Source organism: uncultured Pontibacter sp., from assembly GCF_947495565.1.
GTDB lineage: Bacteria > Bacteroidota > Bacteroidia > Cytophagales > Hymenobacteraceae > Pontibacter.
This window is the reverse complement of record NZ_CANLZM010000009.1, coordinates 183,432-203,583: the sequence shown is the minus strand read 5'-3', so window position 1 is coordinate 203,583 and position 20,152 is coordinate 183,432. Positions and strand designations below refer to the sequence as shown.

Below are 20,152 nucleotides of genomic sequence, written 5' to 3'. Positions count from 1 at the left end.
CTGAGACAATGATACGAGTGGCTATGATTCACTTGATGCTTAAAAAATTATCAAAATAAAATCAAAACAGCCTCTAAGAATTATGAATTAAGAATTAGGAATGGGGACTCAGTGATTTTTAAAGTATATTAAACATCCTGTTTATACTTTGATCCTGAGAATCCTGATCCGGAAAAATTACCATATATGAGCGACAACTCCACAGAAGCCATACGCTTGCAGGCGCAGCGCTCGGAGTACCGCGAGCACTCAGTACCTTTATACCTTACCTCCAGCTTTGTGTTTGAGGATGCTGAGCAGGCGCGTGCCGTGTTTGCAGAAGAAGAGCAAGGGCAAGTATACTCGCGCTATGCCAACCCGAACGTAGACGAGCTTTTACAGGAACTGTGCCACCTGGAGAAAGCCGAAGACGGTTTTGCTTTTGCCTTTGGTATGGGTGCTATCTTCGGGAGCCTAGCGGCACTCCTGCAGTCCGGCGACCATGTGCTGGCCGCGCGGTCTTTGTTCGGGTCTACGCACCAACTGCTCACCAAAACATTCCCGAAGTGGGGCATTAGTTATACTTATGCCGATGCCGCAAAGCCGGAAGAATGGGAAAGCCTGATTACACCAGCCACCAAACTCATCCTCATCGAAACACCCTCTAACCCAGGTCTGGAACTGATTGACCTGGAGTGGCTGGGTGAGCTGAAACGCAAGCACAACCTGCTGCTGGTAGTGGATAACTGCTTTGCCACGCCCGTGCTGCAAAACCCTATAGAGTATGGTGCGGACCTGGTGCTGCACTCGGCTACCAAGTATATCGATGGGCAAGGGCGCGTGTTGGGTGGCATTACCGTAGGCCGGAAAGATCTGATAGCGGAGGTGCGTTACTTCGCCCGCCACACCGGCACGGCCATGTCTCCTTTTAACGCCTGGGTACTTTCTAAAAGTCTGGAAACGCTGCAGCTGCGTGTAGAGAAGCATTGCGAAAACGCTTTTAAAGTGGCAGAAGCGCTTTCCGGAAACCCAACACTGGAAAAAGTGAATAACCCGTTTTTACCTGATTTCCCGCAGTATGAATTGGCCAAAAAGCAGATGCTCTTAGGGGGCGGAATTGTTACGCTGGAAGTAAAGGGAGGCTTCGACGCTGCAAAAGCTTTTATCGACAAGCTGCAGATGATCAGCATCAGCGCCAACCTCGGCGATACGCGCACTATTGCCACACACCCGGCTTCTACCACACACTCAAAACTTTCGGAAGAGGAACGCGCTGCCACCGGCATCACGTCCGGCCTGGTACGCATTTCGGTTGGGTTGGAGCGTGTGGAGGATATTATCGCGGATCTGGAGCAAGCGCTGCGGTAGTGAAGAATGTGTAAGTCATTTTTTAAGGGTAGAATTTTTTGCATATTATGTTCCGCACACATGCCGCGAGTTTTCAACTCGTGGTTATTATGAGGCAAGTTTTCAACTTGCTTTCTGCGCGAGCAGAAAAAAAATGTCTCCTTTTTCAGCAGGAGGATCTTTCCTGGCCAAAATATAGAATACAACATCAGGGATTGAAATAGTTGCTTCTGCAAAGCAAAGCAGTTAGAAACTGCTGGTAAACACAACCTCCAGTTTCCGCTGCGCTCATACTAGCGATATTGTTAGAAAAATTGTGGAACAGGAAAGACTTTCTCGCTTGATAACGGTTATAGTTTGGACCTTTAACAAGTTGAGTTACAAACTCAACCCATAACTAGCCACAAGTTGAAAACTTGCGGCAGAGCCTTACTGTCATCCTGTAAGGATTTTGGTAGCCCATAACGTTGGCTTATCCCTACTTACCATGAGGTTCTTTACCGAATGGCAATTTCTTATATCAAGACTTAGCAGCAGGATAACTACAAATACTAATTTCAACGAATCGCCCACTATCCGCTTGCATGGCAGCAATTGCCGCAGTAGTTTGCAGGTATAGGTAATCAAACTGTTATTATGGAAGTTAATTTAACACGCGTAGACCAGGATTTTCACTTCGAGGCCACAGGCTCTTCCGGAGTAGTCCTGAATATAGATGGCTCACCGGAGATTGGCGGACACAACGCCGGCGCCCGCCCCATGGAAATGCTCCTGATGGGCTTAGGCGGCTGCAGCGCCATCGACATCATACAGATTCTCAAGAAAAAGCGGCAGCAGATCGATTCGTTTAATATTAATGTGAAAGCGGAGCGGGTGCCGGGAGAAGTACCATCGCTGTTTAAAGCTATTCACATACATTTTATACTTGGCGGGCCGCTGGAGGAGCAAAAAGTGCAGCAAGCTATCCAATTATCTATGGAAAAGTACTGCTCCGTAGCCATGATCCTCTACAAAACTGCGACAATCGACTACACTTTTGAGTTGGTAGGCTAACACTCATCCCTGCTGTGAGCTTCCAGCTCGTAGAGGAGCATAAGGTAAGCTTTCAGCTTGCGTGTAGCTTGCTAAGTATAGTGTATAAAGAGCTGCTTTAGCAGGTATGATTTGGTACTAGCAAGCTGAAAGCCTGAAGCAGTAAAACAGAAAAGCCGCTGCAGTTTATACTTGCAGCGACTTTTTTATACTTTATGGCCTAAGCGTTTGCTTGTGCCTGGTTGTTTAGTACTCAATTTCGGCAACCATACCCGCGCCAACGGTGGCGAAAGAGGTTTCATCCATAAGTATAAACCCACCGTTCGAGCGGTTGTCGGCATACTTATCGAGCAGGAGCGGGGCAGCCGTTTTGATCTGCACCCGGCAAATATCGTTCAGCTGAATCTGGTCCACATCCTCCAGATGGTCGAGGGTGTTGATATCAATCTTGTAGTCGATGCTTCTTACCACGCAGCGCGTTTCGGTGGAGTTGTGGCGGAGCAGCAGTTTAGCGCCTGGCTTCAGGGCTTTGTTGTGCATCCAGCATACTTCTGCCTCAAACTCCTGCGCTACTTCCAGGCCATCGGCGGCTTTCACAATCACGTCTCCACGGCTGATGTCCACTTCGTCCTGCAACTGCAGCACCACCGACATCGGCGCAAACGCTTCTTCTAAAATCTTGCCGCCCAGCTTTACCGATTTGATGGTAGTTGTCTGGCCGGATGGCTGAACCGTTACCTGATCGCCGGCTTTGTAGGTGCCGCTGATCACTTTACCGGCATAGCCACGGTAGTCGTGGTGCTCGGCGGTAAGCGGGCGAATAACGTACTGCACCGGGAAACGCGCATTATCCAGATTAAAATCCTGCGAAACGGGCACTTGCTCCAGGTGCTCCAGCAGGCTTGGGCCTTTATACCACGGCATTGTTAGCAGAGAGCCTTCTACAATGTTGTCGCCTTTCAGGGCGCTTACAGGTATAAAGGTCACGTCCTTGGCATTTAGCTTGGTAGCAAACTGCTTGTAGTCTTCTACAATCTGGTTATATACCTGCTCATCGTAACCAACCAAATCCATTTTGTTGATGCAGATAACCAGGTGCGGAATGCCCAGCAGCGAGGATATGATGGAGTGGCGGCGTGTCTGCTCCTGCACCCCCTTGCGGGCATCCACCAGTATGATAGACAGATTAGAGTTCGACGCACCCGTTACCATGTTGCGGGTATACTGTATGTGACCCGGCGCATCAGCGATGATGAACTTGCGCTTCTCGGTGGAGAAGTACTTATACGCCACATCGATGGTGATGCCCTGCTCGCGCTCGGCTTTCAGGCCGTCGGTTAGCAACGAAAGGTCTACCTGGCCGTCTTCGTTTACGCGGCCGGAGCTTTCAATGGCTTCCAGCTGGTCCGCGAAAATCTGCTTAGTATCGTAGAGCAGCCTGCCGATGAGCGTGCTCTTACCGTCGTCTACGCTGCCGGCGGTTATAAATCGTAATATATCCATTAAAAATATCCTCCTTTCTTGCGGTCTTCCATTGCTGTTTCCGACAGTTTATCGTCGATGCGGGTCGCGCCGCGCTCACTGATTTTTGACTCCAGAATCTCGGCGATCACGCCATCAATATCGAAAGCGATTGACTCCACGGCAGCAGTACAGGTCATGTCGCCCACGGTGCGAAAACGTACCTGCTTGGTTACCACCACATCGTCCGGTTCCTGGTAAATAAAATCAGACCATGCCATCAGCTTGCCGTCGCGCACAAGGCACTCGCGCTCATGGGTGTAGTAGATGTTCGGTAGCGCAATTTCCTCCCGCTTAATGTAGTTCCACACGTCCAGCTCGGTCCAGTTCGAGATTGGGAAAGCGCGTACGTTTTCGCCTTTGGTGATGCGGCCATTGTAGATGTTCCAAAGTTCGGGGCGCTGGCGTTTCGGGTCCCACTGCCCGAACTCATCTCTCACAGAGAAAATGCGCTCTTTAGCGCGTGCTTTCTCTTCGTCGCGGCGGGCGCCACCAATGCAGGCATCAAAACCGAATTCCTCTATTGTTTCCAGCAGAGTATGGGTTTGTAGCGCGTTGCGGCTAGCGTAACGGCCTTTCGGCTCCGATAGGTTTTTGCGTTTGATGGTGTCTTCCACGTGGCGCACGATCAGCTTTTCGCCAAGGCGCTCGGCCAGCTCGTCGCGGTAGCGGATAGCTTCCGGAAAGTTATGGCCGGTATCGATGTGCACCAGCGGAAACGGGAACTTACCGGGCCTGAAAGCTTTCTGGGCCAGGCGAACCAGGGTGATAGAATCTTTGCCGCCCGAAAAGAGCAGGGCCGGCTTCTCGAACTGCCCCGCCACCTCGCGCATGATGTGGATGGCTTCCGCCTCCAGCTGGTCGAGGTAATCCAGATATCTCTTTGTCATAATTCTTATTTAGCGTTTGAGTGAATGTGTGAATGCAATTCGACGAACATCAATCCTCAACTTTCTAATTCAACCTTCACAACTTTCTAACTCTCTAACTTTATAACTTACCGCGCATGCAGTCCGCACTCTTTTTTGGAGTTATCTTCCCACCACCAGCGGCCGGCCCTGAAGTCTTCGCCCGCGGCGATGGCGCGCGTGCAGGGGGCGCAACCGATGCTCACAAAACCCTTGTCGTGCAGTGGGTTGTACGGAATGTTAAGCGCTTTTACGGCTTCTAACACGTCCTCTAATGTATAATCCAGTAGCGGGTTATACTTGATGAGCTGGTTCGCCTCGTCCCACTCCAGCAGTTGCAAATCCTGGCGGGCACCCGACTGGTCGGCGCGGATGCCGGTTACCCAGATCTGCACACCCTGTAGGGCACGGTTAAGCGGCTCCACCTTACGTATGAAACAGCACTGCTTGCGGTCGTCGGTGGAGTTATAAAAGCTCATCGGGCCTTTCTCGTTTACCAGTTGTTCTACAGCTTCGTGCTTCGGGAAGAATACTTGTATGCGCTTGCCATAGCGGTTGTTGGTTTTATGCAGCAGGGTATAAGTTTCGTTGAAGAGGCGCCCTGTATCCAGCGTGAACACACGGATAGGCAGGTTTTGCTCAAAAATATGATGCGTAACGAGCTGGTCTTCGATGCCCAGGCTGGAGGAAAACGCGATGTTTCCTGCAAATTTTTCGGTAAGGCGTTTCAGGCCCTCGCCAGCTGATAAACCAGCCAGGGTGGCACGCAAGGAGTCTAGCCTGGCCAGTAATTCCTGTGATAAATCCATATAAATACTAGGCTTAAATCTGATTTGAAACCGGAATTCAGAGTACAGTTTCCGGTAAAACTTTTGTGTGGCTCCACCTGCTGCAAGTAAAGATTTGAAGAGAGCCTTTAACTGCAGCTTTGCCTGTATAAATTAGCAGGCCAGAGACAAATGGTGAGGTGCTTGATTTAGCACATACAACAGCAACAACAGCACCCGTGAGTGGCAGTGCTGAGAACAGATGCAGCCTGAGCCGCGGCGATGTGTCGGCCGGCTGTACTTGGTGCTGGTATGTTGTGGTAGGTTTGCATTTCGTTTTACATTTATATTCCCCGGCCGAAGCAGGTTAGGATTTGGCACCTTCCCGGTTCGGGAGGTTGCCAGAGGGTCAGTGAGCCTATTCTCTCGCCTCTTCTTTATAAACATCTACAGACGATTCCGTCCTTTTACTATAAATGCAAAATTACAGCTTTTTCTGAATTGTGTAAATTTTGAGTAGAATTTAATCTGAAAGAGAATTTATACTTTAAGCAGCCAGGTGCGTTACGTACTTTACCAACGAGCGTTTGGCGATAGGCAGCAAGGCCTGCTCCAGCGGCACGGGCACCCGGGCCACGGCAGCAAAAGTAGCCGGATTAGGCAGCTCCTGCCGCTCCTTTATTAACTGTGCTTTCAGATGCTCGTGTGTTAGCACAAGCCCTCTGCGCACTGTTTGCAAGTGCTTTGTATTGATGCCCCGGTACTTCTCGTAGGTATTCTCAAAAACGGTAATGTTGTACGTATACACCTGCGTTTCCTTGCCCGGCAGGCTCTCCAGAAACAGGTAGCCTTCGTTGTGGTAAATGGGTGTGATGCCCACAGGACTTATTTCGAGGTGGCGCTCCACAAAATCGTAAAGTTCTTTGCCTTCTGCCAACGTCTGGCTGAAAAGCGGCGTGGCAAATTGTATGATTTCCTCGATCTGCTCCATCGTCTCATCGTCCTGCACTATTTTTTCATATACCAGCTCCAGCTTCTCAAAATCGGCACGGCTGATGCGCTGCGGAAAAGACTCATACACCAGCTGCTTGTGCTCCTGCACCTGCTTCAGGTTGCGGTAGTGCATGATCAGGTCTGAGAAAACAGGGTAGAGGCGCTGCTTGCTAAATTCATTTCTGGTGGCCTGCAGGTAAGCCAGCAACAGGTACTTCTTATACTCAAAATCCAGAAGCCCCTCAGTAAACCAGTTGATAGGTAGGGTGTTCATAGGCCTTCAACTTTTTAAGTTTATTAAACGAAAATCCGGTTTGTTGTGATGTGCCTGCGCGTTAAAAAATGGTTTGAGTTATACTTGCTGACTTGCTTCTTACTATTTTTTTACCGGCTTTTTAAGCGACTCGATCTTATCTATATTGGCTTTGCTGTTACGGATGGTGGCTTGGTTATCAGTAAGGGTTGCCAATTCTATCGCTTTTAAAAACTGGGTACGTGCCGGCTCTATTTGCCCTTGCGCCAGGAGTGCTTCGCCGTAACTATCAAAAGCGTTGGCAGAAGTGGTGTGGGCAAGGGTGTTATACTTTAAAATGGCCACCGCTAACGGAATGGCAGCCGGGTTTTTAAGATATTGGTAGCCGATGCTGTTAACTGTGTTTTCATCGAAGCCGGCATCTTTAAGCGCAGCAAAAACCAACATTTCTCCGTTTTTAGCTTTTTTGCCTTTTAATTGCTTTTCAGCTTCCTGCAGGCTGGTTTCGAGTTGCTGCATTTTAAGGGCGTGTGTCTGTTCCGCTTTCGCTTTTTCGGCTAGCGTTATCACCTGCTTAATGGCTTGCACGACCAGTTCAGGCTCGCTGCGGTGTATGTTGTGGCCGCTGCGTGTTGTTACGTGATGGGCGCCATCCGTAAACTGAGAGAAAAGGTCGGCATGCAGTTTTCGCCAGATCTGAATGCCTTGCGGCTCGTGCAGAAACAACTCCGGCTTTGCTCTTTTCTGAACCGAGGTAAGCACAACAGCCGGTACAGCTGGTAACGTACCAAAATACGGCAGCGCACCTTTTTCGAATAGTTGGTTGATGTAATCGTTCTCAGCTTTAAATTGGGCAGGCACAAAGCTGTTTTGAGCTTCCGTATCTTTTAAAGCTTTGGCCGGGTTTGCTTTTTTAAGTTCCTGCATCAGTTGCTCGTGCGCCGGATCAACAAAAACAAGGCCTTTTACTTTATCTGGGTTTTGCGCCGCATAACCTCGAATGATAAACCCACCATACGAGTGGCCCACCAGGATATAAGGCGGCTGTGCGTTGGCCTTATCCAGTAAAGTGGCCAGGCTGGTAACGGCTTGCTCCAGGGTTTGCAGTTTTGGGTTGGGCTCCGATTTACCAGTTCCGGCTCTGGAGTACAGCAGTACCTTGTTCGTTTTCATGACTTCCATAGCCACATTTCCCCATACTTTATAATCCGTTCCGAAGCCGGATTCGAAGATGACAGTATAGTCTCCTTCGCCGGCCTGAATCATTTCAAGGGAGTGGTCGCCCACGCTTACCAGGTTAGTGGATTGCGCACGCAGTAATTGTTGATTGGCAAGTATGAAAAATAATAAGAGCAGAGTGGTAGCTAATTTTTTCATAGAGATAAGGTGTAACAAGTAGATGACTTTTTTAGATTATACCTGCCAGATGCAGCTTTGTGGGGAGCGGTTGCCTGGGTTTTGAAAAATATAGAAAGTGTTTAATTATATAATAGATTATATTTTGATGTTGTGATTTGATTTCAGAGATTTAAAGTATAAAATAGGTGACTCTTCTTAGCTCTAAGCAGTGCTGTTGTGATTTGATTTCAGAGATTTAAAGTATAAAATAGAGAACTGTGCCATACAATTCCCAATCAAGTTGTGATTTGATTTCAGAGATTTAAAGTATAAAATAGGACATACTAAAGTGTTTTAGTTTCCAGAGTTGTGATTTGATTTCAGAGATTTAAAGTATAAAATTTGTAGGTTCTGGCAGGGGCGAAAACAGCAGTTGTGATTTGATTTCAGAGATTTAAAGTATAAAATTCACTTTATTGCACGAAACCACCGGGTCAGTTGTGATTTGATTTCAGAGATTTAAAGTATAAAATGTTCGGGCGGGGCAAACTCTGACAGTTGCGGTTGTGATTTGATTTCAGAGATTTAAAGTATAAAATGATTACCTGAAAAAAGCTCGGTTGCAATCAGTTGTGATTTGATTTCAGAGATTTAAAGTATAAAATGGGGCTTTATCCCTTGCCATACAGGTAGAAGTTGTGATTTGATTTCAGAGATTTAAAGTATAAAATCAGTGGATGTCGTGTTGGTAGAGGCGGCAGGTTGTGATTTGATTTCAGAGATTTAAAGTATAAAATAGAAGGGTGTACTTCCTGCCTCCGGAAAGGTTGTGATTTGATTTCAGAGATTTAAAGTATAAAATCCGCAGGGTTTGCAACTGCTGCAAAGCTGAGTTGTGATTTGATTTCAGAGATTTAAAGTATAAAATCAACCGGCTCAGCTTGCTCAACTGTTCATAGTTGTGATTTGATTTCAGAGATTTAAAGTATAAAATTTCTGATACGCCCGTAACAAACGATGCACGGTTGTGATTTGATTTCAGAGATTTAAAGTATAAAATACGCTGCTCTCAGCCTTTTACGGTTTCATAGTTGTGATTTGATTTCAGAGATTTAAAGTATAAAATTACGTGGAGCGGTTACGGGAAAGCATGTAGGTTGTGATTTGATTTCAGAGATTTAAAGTATAAAATGTTTCGTGTTGCTTTTCTTCTTGGAGCAAAGTTGTGATTTGATTTCAGAGATTTAAAGTATAAAATACCACTTTAAGACTACTCTACAAACAGACAGTTGTGATTTGATTTCAGAGATTTAAAGTATAAAATGGCGGCGTTTCGCTAGACCCTTGCTCTGGAGTTGTGATTTGATTTCAGAGATTTAAAGTATAAAATCTTGTTTGTGATGGGGTCGTGCACGATCAGTTGTGATTTGATTTCAGAGATTTAAAGTATAAAATTGACAGTTTGGCCAACACCTTTGATACTGAGTTGTGATTTGATTTCAGAGATTTAAAGTATAAAATTCAAACGGTAAGATTATCATTGAGCCGAAAGTTGTGATTTGATTTCAGAGATTTAAAGTATAAAATTACACCCAAGCTTAACAGCTAATCTATACAGTTGTGATTTGATTTCAGAGATTTAAAGTATAAAATCGCACACCAGCACACCAGACGCACCATGCAGTTGTGATTTGATTTCAGAGATTTAAAGTATAAAATAGATAATGCTGTAAGTTGTTTATTTCTAGTTGATTACAAGGGTGTTTTGTATGAATAAATGCTTCTCATTCCTTTTAATCACAACAGGTTTATACTTTTTTAACGCATAAAGCCCTACCGAAACTGACAGTTCGGCAGGGCTTTATGCGTTAAAACATTTCAAGCTGCTTCGGGGCTGGGGTAACAGTTTTGCGGCCGTTCCCCCAAAAATTAACAATACGGCTATACTGTTTGTCAGTGAACTGTGCTATAGTGATTAAGCCTTTGGGCGGCAGCATCTGCTTAACGCGGCTAATATGCACATCGGCACTTTCGCGGCTGGCGCAATGGCGTGTATACACAGAGTATTGCATCATGCTAAAGCCATCTTTCAGAAGACGTTTCCTGAAAACAGTGTATTCCCTGCGGTCTTGCTTTGTCTCGGTGGGGAGGTCAAAAAATACGAATAGCCACATAGTACGGTACGCGTTTAGTCTGTTTTGCATAGCTCAGGGTAACTTATTTCGTCTTTATCTCCGGCAAAGCAGGCTACCAGCGAGGTCGTGGTTTTGTTTAGGCCAACCAGCAGCGGGCTTGTTTCGCCGTTTATGCGCACATCGTGGGTCAGGGTTTGCAGCAAAGCAGCCTTTAATGGCTTGGTTAGTTCGCTACAATTAGGGTGCAACGCCACTAGTTTTTTTACAGCACTGTCAATTACCAGTCGGTAAGGCTCCATTATATCATCGGCGAGGCAATAGGCATTGTATCGGTTATGGTGGTGTATGCCTAAGGTGGGCAATAAGCCGGAGCTTACCAATGCTCTTGCCACCGCTGCCCTTAAAATAGCATAGCCATAGTTAAGCAAATTGTTGGGCGCATCGCCAAAGCGGTCGCGGCGGAAGGGCAGGGGCGAAAACAGATGCTGCCAATAGTGCCTTGCTGCCCGTGCCTCCAGGTTGGTGCTGTCGCCGCTGCGCACTTCTTTCCAGAAACGCAGCAATGGTTCGTGCGGCAGCTCGTGGTAACGTAGCAGCAGTGCCTGGTTGCGTATCTTGGCCTGCACGGTTTGTTGCCACAGTTGTTTATGCAAAGGCTTTTTGGCCGATAGCTGCTGCCTGAACCGCTCATTCTGCACCGAATGCCCGCAAAGCGGCAACAGCAGACCGGTGGGGTGGTGCTTTTCGTCGCAGTAAATTACAGCGGTGTTGTTTGCCAGCAGCTTCTGCATGACCGCCTGCGAATAGATCAGCTCCGGATGGTCCAGCACTACCACGCCCAAGTCTTCCACAGGAATTTTATTTACCTCACCTGTTTCGCGGTTTACAAGCACCAGCTGCTCCAGCCGGATGTTCATATCCAGCGGAGAGCCTAAGTATATCGTCCGTTTCAGCATAGGCTATACTTTCTTTAGCTGGCCGGTTGGTGTAATCTGTATTTTTATTGGATTGAGTTCTTGCCAGCCTTTCATACTTCTTATGGCTCTCTCTTCACCAGCATGTTCAATAGTAGATGCTTTATGATGTCGGAAAGTGTAATACATGCTTGACAGCTTCTGCACCCTGTACAAGTATGGGCTGAGGAGTTTATGCAGGTTAGGGCCATTCCAGCTAATATCTTCTTCTGACAGGCCAAGTAAAAACATGTCATTTATCTGTAAGGTTTGCACCAGGGTATAGCCTTCGGTAGTAGTTGGCTGCACAACTGGTATGCCTTGTTTTTTGCGCTCTACAGCTGCGAAGAAAGTAGTAACGCGCTCGTGCAGTTTGCCGGCCTCATCTTTATATATGGCCACATGGTGGTTGCTGCCCGGCTCTACCCATTGGTTAATCGTATCCTTCAGCTTTACCATGCCGGTGGAGTTTTCTCGGATGCGCACTTTCTTTATCTGATTCTGGCGGCCGCTCTTGCCTTTAATATTTGGCATGTAAAGCGGTTCTATAAAAGCTGTTTTCGGGATGGTAAACTGTTTGGCATCTGGGTTTACTCCGTGGCTGCGCAACCTGTCCTTCACTATTTCGCGCACGGCCGGGTCTACTATCTTGCTTATCATGGCCGGCGTTAGAGATTCCAGGCTTTTGCGAACCGCATAAAACTCCTGCCCGGCCAGGTCTTGCCGTTTGCCATACACTGTTTCCTTATGCAGCTGGCCTCTTGCCGACACCTGCCTTTGCGTGGTAGGGTTGCCGTTGTTGTCTTTAACTTTGCGGTTCCAGCTTGTTACTGTTTTGCTGTTCTTTTTCTGCGAAACCAGGATATTTTCTATGGCAGTTCTGGCGTCGCGGTAAAAAGTATCCCAGGGTAACTCAAAGTTGTGCATCTGCGGCAAGCGATCCAGGCTGTTCCAGCGGCTAAGCTCCCGCAGCATGCGCGGAGTGGTAAGCGCAACTACCAGGGCATCTACGGCATGGTGGCGGTGGTCGTCGCGGGTCTTCTTGCTTTTACCTTCGTTTAGGATAGAGTTCAAGCCCCAGTAATGGCGCAAAGGTGCTGTTGTTGTGCCTGTTGCCACATCCACACGGTCGCAAATGCTTTTCAGGTATGCTTTTGCTTCTTTGCTGATGTAGCGGGTATCGTTTAGCTGCTTTTGCGCAAAATCTTCCTCAATTTTCTCCTGCTTAAACCTGGGCAGTTTACGCGGCACGCTTTTTTGAACACGCTCCAGCACCAGCATATAATTGGCAGAATCGCCGCTCATGCACTCATGCGGTGTTTGGTTACCTTTCTTAATGTTAAATGCTTTCTCGCAAAGTGTTTTGTTTGCCATGCTGTCATCCAGGGTGCGGCTGTACGGCAGTATGTGCTCAATATCGAAACGGCCATACTCAAACAGGTCGCTAAAGCTAATGGCCTTTCCAGTGTATGGGCATATCTTTTTGCACTCTTCCCAAAGCTGGTATTTATCTATGTCGGTTTTGCTCGGCCTCGAAACGCCCTGCTTTACAAGTTCTTGGTAGTAACGTTCGTTGCGGGCTCTGTTTTTTAGCTGTTCAACCCTGATCTCAGCCCGTTTTGTAGCAGATACTTTCAGGTCGCGGGCAAGCTCTACCCGGATAATATCAAACTTGCCATGCTGTTGCAACAGCTGGTTTACGAGCGTGCGTATCTCGTGTAGTGCCTGCTGTACAATGGGGTTGCGCAGGTTTTTTGGGTCTTCCAGCTCCTCAAGCCCTGTTTTATACTCGCTTATCTGGCTGTGGTGGTAACCGGCAAGCTTAGCGGCTTCGTCATATCTGTTACCCTGGCGCAGGTATGGCAGCATTTTCCGGATGGCTTTCAGGCTCAGGCTGCCGTAACTTTCCTTTAAGTGGGTTTTAGCAAGTTTCTCTAACTGCTTGGCATCAAAGCCCCATTTCTCCTTGGCATACTTCTTTAACCAATCAGCATCCTGCGCAAAATATAAAGTATGCCACACATCCAGCTTACTGATACTTTTCTCTTCTGCTTTGGAGGTGCGTAGTGTTTTGTCTTCATCAGGCAAGGCATCCCAGGCAGCTTTGCCAAACAGCTTGGCTAGTTTTATACTTGTTTCGTTGCCTGTAAACTGTTCGGTATCTTCATAATTAAAAGTATAGTCTTCTGTCAGTTTTAGCTTTTTGCGGATGTCGCTGGTTTTAATTTTCTCTTTGGCATAAAAAAGCTCCACCAGTTTGGTCTTCTCTTCATCGTCGAGGGGCTCGTTAAACCTGCGGGGGCCGGCCACCAGCAGGTTGTTAATGATCTGCCACATCCTGAATTCTTCAAAATCTGGATGGCTGATCGGGACGCGCGGCTTCTGCGGCTCCAGGGTGCATTTGCCTACCAGGTGCTTCTGCGATTTTAATGGCCTTTGGTAAAATATGATGCCGCAGTCAGGACTTGCGAGGCGTTCTTTCAGTGCTTGAGTGAGTTTGTCTGGGTGATACTGCTGTTGTACGTTCCAAATTTCTTCTATTTCCTGCTCGTACCAGCTGCGCAAAGTATAGCGGTTGCGCAGGCGCTGCGCATGTGGGTCCAAAGAAGCTAAGTATTCGCCAAACGTTCTAAATCCTCCCTGCTGCCATTCAGCCAGCGTATCTGTTATACCGGTTTTGCCATTTCCGCCCTTGTAAAGTGCACCTTCTTCGTTACTTCCGGATTTACGGTTACTCTTGAAACCACGGCGCTGGTTCAAATGAAAAATGACGCGGCCAAGTTCATGAAAAGAGAGCGGCTCTGACAAAGCTTTTTTACGGAGCTGATAAGGGCAGCCCTGCCAGAACGCATCGTTTTCTTCTAAAGTGGACAGCATCAGGTTAGCCTCCTTCAGCGCTTTTTGCAGCAGGTTATTCCTGAACTTGCGCCGGAACAGCTGTCTGCGTTTCTGTCTGAATTCCCGCCGCTTTGCGTTTTTGGAAGTTTCGGCTTTGCTTTTGGCATCTACATTTACCCCTACCGGGAAAATGTGCGCGCCCACGCCAAGTATTTGTTTTTCGGTATCATCAATTACTGACCAGCCAATAGAATTGGTGCCCAGGTCAAGCCCTAAAATTTTCATAGCTACATATTTGATATTGTAATATGAATATATATCTTTGGACTAACAATGACAAAGCAATCTCTGAAATCTTGTCACAATAAGGGTGAAAAACACCCGTAGACGAAAGTCTTTGGCGCTGCTTCGGTAGCGCCTTTTTTGTTGCTGCCCTGCTTACTCCAGAGCCTCCAGCCTTTGCTTCAAGCGCCAGTCGCTGTAGCTCCAGGATTGCCAGTTTTGCGTGGATACTCTCTTTAAAAAGTTTAGCTTGCGAAACTGTATATGCTGCTGTTTTACTTCACTAAACAAGCCTTTTTCGTTGTCGGAAGCCTTTAACAATTCCGGCAAGTTTATATCTGACAGGCGGCTGAGATAATGATAATCGGTAGTGCGGGCTACATGGATATTGAAGTAGGTAATGGCCTTATCCCAATTATAAGAAGAAAGTAGAAGCAGCACTACGTAAACCGACCAGGCATTTTTCCGGAACAGAAACCAGTTATTCTTTACCTGAGCTATTTTAATAAAGCTCAGGCCCAGCCCGACAGCCGTTAATAAAAGGTAAGTATAAACCCCGATACGCTTGTAGGTTAAGCCGAAATGCAGCACATATATGCTGTTTTTGCTTAGGGTTAGCAATACCAGAATCACGTTTAGCGCCAGCCAGGTATAAGCCAGCAGCTTTAATGTTTTACTGTTGGAAATAAAATTAAGGTTACCCCTGAAAACATAGAGCAACACAGCCATCGCGAGCAAGATTGAGAAAATAAGCCCATACACACCCTGATGCAAAAAATCTGAATAGGCAACAGATTCTGGTAGCGTTCCGATAGTTAGGTAATACGCATCCGAAAGTATGAAAAACAGTAACAACAGGTTTAAAAGCACCAGTAGCAACACGCTTGTTTTATATTCATACCTTAGCTCAGGAAGCTTGAATCCCCTCTTTCGGGTAACTCTTGTTCTTGTTAGCGTATTGCCAGCGGCAAGGTCTGTTTCAGTAATGATTGGAATCAATTTTTGATGAAATATTCCAAATAAAAGCACGAAGCCTATCATAGTAAACACTAGCCATTCTATTGAAATGAAACTTATCTCAAGCTGGCTCAACACATAACTGAAGGCACTGCTGGCGCTGGCGTAAATCACCAGAAACACGGTAGTAACTGCAACCGGGACACCGATCATGAAAATGTGCTGACGTTGCACACCCGCAAGTATAAGTCCGCCTCCTTTTTGCTCTTTGTTGTTATAGGCTTTGATACCGTAACTTATAAAAGCAGATGCACAGGAATAAACGGCATTGGCAGCAGCTACAAAAATTGATGAGCGCGGCGAAAGGCTAAAGGCAGCTAGCAAAAGCACAGAGGCTATATTTAAGGCTATAGCTAACTCAGAGCCGGTTACAACAATGCTTATGCCTGTAAGTATGCTGGCTGCGGCAGTAACGTACCAACTTGGCTGTTTTCGGCGGTTTGTTGGTGTTTGGGCATAGAGCAAGCCTACTACAAGTATGGCGAATAGGAGAAAGTTAAGCCCTGCACGCTGCTGGTAAAACAAGAAACTATAGGCAATTACTGCTACCAGAATGTAAATGTCCTTTTTGGAAATGGATTGGTAAATTTTCATAAATGGTTACTCAAAGAGCTTTGTTTTTCAAAGTGTATGGATAAAAGTATAACTGTCTTTGCGGCCAAGTATAAACTTGTTTTTTCTGCTCAAAATCAAGATTAAATAGCTGCATCATAAGACGTTTTGCTTCAGCTCCCTGCAAACGGCGTCCCGAATATTCCAACTGCCAGTTCAGCCCATACAACGAAGAGCGCAAAAAGTATAACTGCAATAAACCCGATGCGGTAGTTCCAGTTTGTTACTTTGCGCATGACAAGCTCGCATAAAAAGCCGGTGCCAAATAGCAGCACGCCAGCTACTACAAAATCTGAAAAAGTCCAGTTAACTTCTTCTGTAAAAAACATGGCCACAAACGGGATGAGCAAGATGAATGCTGCAGTAGATAAAATGCTGAGAAGTCTTTTGTTTTGCGTAATCATAACTGTTTTATTTAAATGGTTAGAGGTTTAATTATCAATCAAGTATTCATGGCTGAAATAATATAAAGTACTTTGCTTTTCAAAGTAAAGAATCAAAAAAATTACTCGTCTTTCCGGTTATTTAAAATTAGCTGTTCCAAAGCGTCCAGGTGCTCATGAAATGCGGTTTTGCCGGATTCGGTTGCCTGGTAAGTGGTTTTAGGTTTGCGGCCCACAAACTGCTTTTCTACCTGAATGTACTGCGCTTCTTCCAGGGCACGCAGGTGGCTTGCCAGGTTTCCATCCGTTAGTTGCAGGTTTTCTTTCAGAGTGTTAAAGTCCACCTTTTCCTCCACCATCAACACCGACATAATACCGAGCCGGGCTCTACTCTCAAAAGCCTTATTTATATTATCAAGATAGTTTTTCACCGGCTACTTCCTTTCGTACTTAAAATACATCAGTGTGCCATAAATAATATGCAGCACCCCGAAGCCGATGGTCCAGGCCAGTAAGCCATACCCTATAAAAAAGCTAGCCAGCAGGCCAAGTATAATCTCACAGATGCCCAGGTAACGGATGTCGCTTAGCGTGTACTTGCTTCCGTTTATCAAGCCCAGGCCATAGAATATAAGCATAGAAGGAGCCACCAGGTATACAACGCCGTGGTAAAGCAGCAGCCCGCAAAACACGCCGCCCACTGCCAGCGGTATAGCCAGGTTCAGGACCAGGCGCTGCGACTTGCTATCCCATACTTTCTGATTCACCTTCTGCGCCTGCCGGCTGGTAAAAAATACAGCCGACCCAAGAGCCAGTACAAGTACAACCAGAGCCACGGATACAAGAAAAGTAATCGCGTCCCAGTTCAGGTTTACACTGTAATCGGAGCGGTAAACGATGTTGTGCTGGCTCAGGTACCACTTTACAAGCGCAGCACCGGCCATCGCGAACAGGCCCGCAAAAATACCGGAAAGCCCGCTTAGCGAAATGAAACGCGAAGAACGGTCCATGATGTTTCGGATCTCGCGGAGGTCGGCTAAATGCTCGTGCTGCTGGTTCATGTGTAAAGTACTTTGAGTTTCAAAGTTACTGTTGCTTTACGTAATTGCAAGCCTTAGGTCTAAATTAATTTTAAGGAATCATGAAAAGATGATCTTCGTGTTGCAGCTAACTTACCCGCCTTGCAAATCTGCCGCTGAAACGGTCTAACAAAAGTGCTTGCCTTTCGTTTATAAGCAGAGTTTTAAAGGGACAGCCGTCTCTTTTCTTATAAAGAAATCAAAACAAACTATGAACTACACAGAGCATTACGAAGGCATTAAGTTAGACGTACAAGCCGTTGATATAGAAATTTCGGACGCCATTCAGCAGAGCGTCCGCAACTCGATTGATAAAATCAGACGCCACATTAAAAAAATTGATTCCGTGGACGTATACTTTAAAGAGGAAGCCAGCCAGTCTACCAACTCCAAAAGTGTGCGCATGCGCGTAGGCATACCCGGCAACGATGTGTTTGCACAGGATGAAGGCGATAACTGGTATGAGCTGCTTAAAAACGTGGAGGAGAAACTGAAGCGGCAGCTGGAGAAAAGATAAATTTTAGCGATACTGAAAGGCAAACCCGCTGCATTTTACAACAAAGGCAGCGGGTTTATTTTTTGCCGGCGCAAAACCTTTTGGTTTATACTTAAAGGACGGCAATTTTACTGATCATCTTAATTCGGAAGTATAAAATGAGTAACACGTATTACCACAACAAGACAGTTCTCATCACTGGCGGAGCCCAGGGCATAGGTTTAGGTATGGCATTTGGTTTTGCGCAGGCCGGAGCCTATGTGGTGATAACCGATAAAGACCAGGAAGCCGGTAAACAGGCCGAGCAGTGGCTGCAGGAGCAGAGCCTGAAAGCGGAATTTATACTTTGCGACATAAGTGTAGAGGCTGATGTGCAGGCGCTGATGCAGCAGGTGAAGGAGAAGCGACAGTCGTTAGACGCGCTTATAAACAACGCCGGCCTAGCCGATCCTTTTATGGGGCCGCTGCAAAACCTGGACATGGCGGATTTTGACAAGGTACTGGCCGTAAACCTGCGCGGGCCGCTGTTGTGCGCCAAGTATGCGTTGCCGCTTTTACAGAAAGCAGGACACCCTGCCATACTTAACATCTCCAGTACGCGCGCCTTTATGTCTGAGCCCGAAACCTTTGCCTATTCCGCCTCTAAAGGTGGTCTGGAGGCCCTAACCCACTCGTTGGCCGTAAGCCTTACAGAAGAGCGGGTACGGGTAAACGCCATCGCCCCAGGCTGGATAGAGGTCGGTGACTGGAAAAAGCAAGAAGACAAGTACGAGCCGCAGCACACCAAAGAAGACAAAGCGCAGCACCCGGTAGGGCGCGTCGGTCAACCGCAAGATATAGCAGAAGCCGCCCTTTTTCTCTGTTCCGATAAGGCTGGCTTTATTACCGGCCAAAGCCTGACCATTGACGGCGGCATGACCGTAAAAATGATTTACGCTTAACATATCCTGAATCCTGTTCTGCAAATGGTGCCAAGCAAAAGTATAATAGCGCATTTATACTTCTGCTAACCGCTCCGGCAACTCTTAGGGGTAGTAAAAAGTAAAACCTAAGGTTAAGATTATATGCTGATGAGAGACCTGCAAGAAAACCTAACACTCCTTTATGTTACCAATCCTATGTGTGCGTGGTGCTACGGCTTCACGCCGGTTGTGCGTCGGTTGCGTGCGCTGTGGCAAGGGCAGCTAAACGTGCAGGTGCTTTTCGGAGATCTTCAGGCGCATGAGTCGGAGCCGCTGCAACATGAGCAGAAAGAACAGCTGGCCTTAAGCTGGCACAGGGTGCAGGAGCGCACATTTTTGCCTTTTGAGTACCGTTTTTTTATTCAGCGGAGTTTTGTATTTAACTCTGAGCCTGCCTGCCGAGCCATGCTGTGTGTGCGGCTGCTTCGGCCGGTGCTTACGCTGGAAATACTGCGCGCCATGCACTCGGCTTTTTTTGTGGATAACATAGACCTGAAGGATACCAGGGAGCTGGTGCGGCTGGTGGGCATTTTCGGAATCCCTGAGAATTTGTTCCTGACTTTGTTTGAGTCAGAGGAAATAGCCCAACAGCTGGAGGATGAGTTTGCCTTTGTAGACAGCATAGGAGCAGCCACTTTCCCGAGCCTTTTCCTTGATACCGAGGAGGGGCCACAGCAGCTTGCCTCAGGGTATGTAAACCTGCTCGAACTGGAGCAGCGCCTGCTGCAGCTTACCTAATATCAAGCTCACTATTATATTTTTAAAATATTATAGATGTTATATATAGTGCTTAATAAGCAACTACAACAACCTCTTTGCTTTTTTTGTCGTATATTAAAACTTCAGTATATTTAAGTGTTCTTGAGTTTAATCAAGTAAGAGAACCAGACCCCCTATATGAGAAGCAAAACGACCACAAACCAAGTTGATGAGTATATAGACAAATTGTCGCCGGAGAAACAGCTGCTGGCCCAGGAGGTGCGCCGAATCATAAATTCTTCCGTGGCCCACCTGGAAGAATGTGTACGTTGGGATTGCGCCTGTTACTTCTTCTACGGCCCGGTGTGCTACTTTTCTTCGTCCCGCAGCGGAATTCATTTCGGTTTTTTCAGAGGCAAGGAGCTCTCAGACCCGCATCGCCGCCTGGTAAGCCGCAATGGCCAGTACCCGCATATTAAAATCCGCACCATCGCCGATATAGACGAAACATACTTTGCCGATCTTGTGCGTGAGGCGGTGCACCTTAACCAGAACTAA

18 protein-coding genes, 1 CRISPR repeat array and 1 riboswitch are annotated in these 20,152 nt (G+C 46.9%); of the genes, 6 read left to right on the top strand and 12 right to left on the bottom strand.

What is annotated here, in order from left to right; genetic code table 11:
• Positions 1 to 186 precede the first annotated feature (186 nt).
• Together Q1B04_RS13065 and Q1B04_RS13060 are read left to right on the top strand one after the other, a co-directional pair.
• Positions 187 to 1,347 (top strand): aminotransferase class I/II-fold pyridoxal phosphate-dependent enzyme, encoded by a 1,161-nt coding sequence (locus Q1B04_RS13065; protein ID WP_299759425.1) that lies wholly within the window; start codon positions 187 to 189, stop codon positions 1,345 to 1,347.
• 615 nt (positions 1,348 to 1,962) lie between these two features.
• Entirely contained in the window at positions 1,963 to 2,379 is a 417-nt protein-coding gene (locus Q1B04_RS13060) for an OsmC family protein (protein WP_299759423.1), read from the top strand.
• A gap of 225 nt (positions 2,380 to 2,604) precedes the next feature.
• Here the strand turns inward: Q1B04_RS13060 and Q1B04_RS13055 are convergent, their stop codons facing one another.
• From Q1B04_RS13055 to Q1B04_RS13000, 12 genes are all read right to left on the bottom strand, one after another.
• Positions 2,605 to 3,861, bottom strand: a complete 1,257-nt coding sequence (locus Q1B04_RS13055; RefSeq protein WP_299759421.1) for a GTP-binding protein — start codon at positions 3,859 to 3,861, stop codon at positions 2,605 to 2,607.
• Positions 3,861 to 4,769, bottom strand: a complete 909-nt coding sequence (cysD, locus tag Q1B04_RS13050; protein ID WP_299759418.1) for a sulfate adenylyltransferase subunit CysD — start codon at positions 4,767 to 4,769, stop codon at positions 3,861 to 3,863. Before cysD ends, Q1B04_RS13055 begins: the two co-directional genes overlap by 1 nt.
• Positions 4,770 to 4,876: 107 nt before the next feature.
• On the bottom strand, positions 4,877 to 5,596 hold the full coding sequence (locus Q1B04_RS13045) for a phosphoadenylyl-sulfate reductase (RefSeq protein WP_299759416.1): 720 nt from the start codon (positions 5,594 to 5,596) through the stop codon (positions 4,877 to 4,879).
• A 299-nt stretch (positions 5,597 to 5,895) separates the two neighbouring features.
• Positions 5,896 to 6,000, bottom strand: a riboswitch (SAM riboswitch).
• A 101-nt stretch (positions 6,001 to 6,101) separates the two neighbouring features.
• Positions 6,102 to 6,821 (bottom strand): hypothetical protein, encoded by a 720-nt coding sequence (locus Q1B04_RS13040; RefSeq protein WP_299759414.1) that lies wholly within the window; start codon positions 6,819 to 6,821, stop codon positions 6,102 to 6,104.
• Between the two features lie 102 nt (positions 6,822 to 6,923).
• Entirely contained in the window at positions 6,924 to 8,177 is a 1,254-nt protein-coding gene (locus Q1B04_RS13035; protein ID WP_299759412.1) for an alpha/beta hydrolase, read from the bottom strand.
• 129 nt (positions 8,178 to 8,306) lie between these two features.
• Positions 8,307 to 9,857: a CRISPR direct-repeat array (repeat unit 36 nt; unit sequence GTTGTGATTTGATTTCAGAGATTTAAAGTATAAAAT).
• A 149-nt stretch (positions 9,858 to 10,006) separates the two neighbouring features.
• Entirely contained in the window at positions 10,007 to 10,342 is a 336-nt protein-coding gene (gene cas2, locus Q1B04_RS13030) for a CRISPR-associated endonuclease Cas2 (protein WP_299759410.1), read from the bottom strand.
• Positions 10,327 to 11,229, bottom strand: a complete 903-nt coding sequence (cas1, locus tag Q1B04_RS13025; protein WP_299759408.1) for a type II CRISPR-associated endonuclease Cas1 — start codon at positions 11,227 to 11,229, stop codon at positions 10,327 to 10,329. Before cas1 ends, cas2 begins: the two co-directional genes overlap by 16 nt.
• Positions 11,230 to 11,232: 3 nt before the next feature.
• Positions 11,233 to 14,349 (bottom strand): type II CRISPR RNA-guided endonuclease Cas9, encoded by a 3,117-nt coding sequence (cas9, locus tag Q1B04_RS13020; protein WP_299759406.1) that lies wholly within the window; start codon positions 14,347 to 14,349, stop codon positions 11,233 to 11,235.
• A gap of 153 nt (positions 14,350 to 14,502) precedes the next feature.
• Positions 14,503 to 15,957: a DUF4173 domain-containing protein gene (locus tag Q1B04_RS13015; RefSeq protein ID WP_299759404.1), complete on the bottom strand. Its 1,455-nt coding sequence runs from the start codon at positions 15,955 to 15,957 to the stop codon at positions 14,503 to 14,505.
• Between the two features lie 131 nt (positions 15,958 to 16,088).
• Positions 16,089 to 16,379 (bottom strand): hypothetical protein, encoded by a 291-nt coding sequence (locus tag Q1B04_RS13010; RefSeq protein ID WP_299759402.1) that lies wholly within the window; start codon positions 16,377 to 16,379, stop codon positions 16,089 to 16,091.
• 101 nt (positions 16,380 to 16,480) lie between these two features.
• Positions 16,481 to 16,789: a transcriptional regulator gene (locus Q1B04_RS13005; protein WP_299759400.1), complete on the bottom strand. Its 309-nt coding sequence runs from the start codon at positions 16,787 to 16,789 to the stop codon at positions 16,481 to 16,483.
• Positions 16,790 to 16,792: 3 nt separating this feature from the next.
• On the bottom strand, positions 16,793 to 17,419 hold the full coding sequence (locus Q1B04_RS13000; RefSeq protein WP_299759398.1) for a hypothetical protein: 627 nt from the start codon (positions 17,417 to 17,419) through the stop codon (positions 16,793 to 16,795).
• Between the two features lie 229 nt (positions 17,420 to 17,648).
• On the opposite strand from Q1B04_RS13000, the gene raiA reads away from it, so the two are divergent.
• The 4 genes from raiA (at position 17,649) to Q1B04_RS12980 (ending at position 20,152) form a co-directional block, all read left to right on the top strand.
• Entirely contained in the window at positions 17,649 to 17,954 is a 306-nt protein-coding gene (raiA, locus tag Q1B04_RS12995; protein WP_299759396.1) for a ribosome-associated translation inhibitor RaiA, read from the top strand.
• A 137-nt stretch (positions 17,955 to 18,091) separates the two neighbouring features.
• Complete coding sequence (locus Q1B04_RS12990) at positions 18,092 to 18,874, top strand: glucose 1-dehydrogenase (RefSeq protein WP_299759394.1); 783 nt, start codon at positions 18,092 to 18,094, stop codon at positions 18,872 to 18,874.
• Between the two features lie 129 nt (positions 18,875 to 19,003).
• Complete coding sequence (locus Q1B04_RS12985) at positions 19,004 to 19,633, top strand: DsbA family protein (protein ID WP_299759392.1); 630 nt, start codon at positions 19,004 to 19,006, stop codon at positions 19,631 to 19,633.
• A 159-nt stretch (positions 19,634 to 19,792) separates the two neighbouring features.
• Positions 19,793 to 20,152, top strand: coding sequence for a DUF1801 domain-containing protein (locus Q1B04_RS12980; RefSeq protein ID WP_299759390.1), 360 nt, complete (start codon positions 19,793 to 19,795; stop codon positions 20,150 to 20,152).

Excerpts from the sequence above, each read along its gene's own strand:
- cas2 (WP_299759410.1), bottom strand. The coding sequence starts at position 10,342 with ATGCAAAACAGACTAAACGCGTACCGTACTATGTGGCTATTCGTATTT.
- Q1B04_RS13010 (WP_299759402.1), bottom strand. The coding sequence starts at position 16,379 with ATGATTACGCAAAACAAAAGACTTCTCAGCATTTTATCTACTGCAGCA.
- Q1B04_RS13060 (WP_299759423.1), top strand. The coding sequence starts at position 1,963 with ATGGAAGTTAATTTAACACGCGTAGACCAGGATTTTCACTTCGAGGCC.
- Q1B04_RS12985 (WP_299759392.1), top strand. The coding sequence starts at position 19,004 with ATGAGAGACCTGCAAGAAAACCTAACACTCCTTTATGTTACCAATCCT.
- cas1 (WP_299759408.1), bottom strand. The coding sequence starts at position 11,229 with ATGCTGAAACGGACGATATACTTAGGCTCTCCGCTGGATATGAACATC.
- cysD (WP_299759418.1), bottom strand. The coding sequence starts at position 4,769 with ATGACAAAGAGATATCTGGATTACCTCGACCAGCTGGAGGCGGAAGCC.
- cas9 (WP_299759406.1), bottom strand. The coding sequence starts at position 14,349 with ATGAAAATTTTAGGGCTTGACCTGGGCACCAATTCTATTGGCTGGTCA.
- raiA (WP_299759396.1), top strand. The coding sequence starts at position 17,649 with ATGAACTACACAGAGCATTACGAAGGCATTAAGTTAGACGTACAAGCC.
- Q1B04_RS13045 (WP_299759416.1), bottom strand. The coding sequence starts at position 5,596 with ATGGATTTATCACAGGAATTACTGGCCAGGCTAGACTCCTTGCGTGCC.
- Q1B04_RS12990 (WP_299759394.1), top strand. The coding sequence starts at position 18,092 with ATGAGTAACACGTATTACCACAACAAGACAGTTCTCATCACTGGCGGA.
- Q1B04_RS13065 (WP_299759425.1), top strand. The coding sequence starts at position 187 with ATGAGCGACAACTCCACAGAAGCCATACGCTTGCAGGCGCAGCGCTCG.
- Q1B04_RS13015 (WP_299759404.1), bottom strand. The coding sequence starts at position 15,957 with ATGAAAATTTACCAATCCATTTCCAAAAAGGACATTTACATTCTGGTA.
- Q1B04_RS12980 (WP_299759390.1), top strand. The coding sequence starts at position 19,793 with ATGAGAAGCAAAACGACCACAAACCAAGTTGATGAGTATATAGACAAA.
- Q1B04_RS13000 (WP_299759398.1), bottom strand. The coding sequence starts at position 17,419 with ATGAACCAGCAGCACGAGCATTTAGCCGACCTCCGCGAGATCCGAAAC.
- Q1B04_RS13055 (WP_299759421.1), bottom strand. The coding sequence starts at position 3,861 with ATGGATATATTACGATTTATAACCGCCGGCAGCGTAGACGACGGTAAG.
- Q1B04_RS13040 (WP_299759414.1), bottom strand. The coding sequence starts at position 6,821 with ATGAACACCCTACCTATCAACTGGTTTACTGAGGGGCTTCTGGATTTT.
- Q1B04_RS13035 (WP_299759412.1), bottom strand. The coding sequence starts at position 8,177 with ATGAAAAAATTAGCTACCACTCTGCTCTTATTATTTTTCATACTTGCC.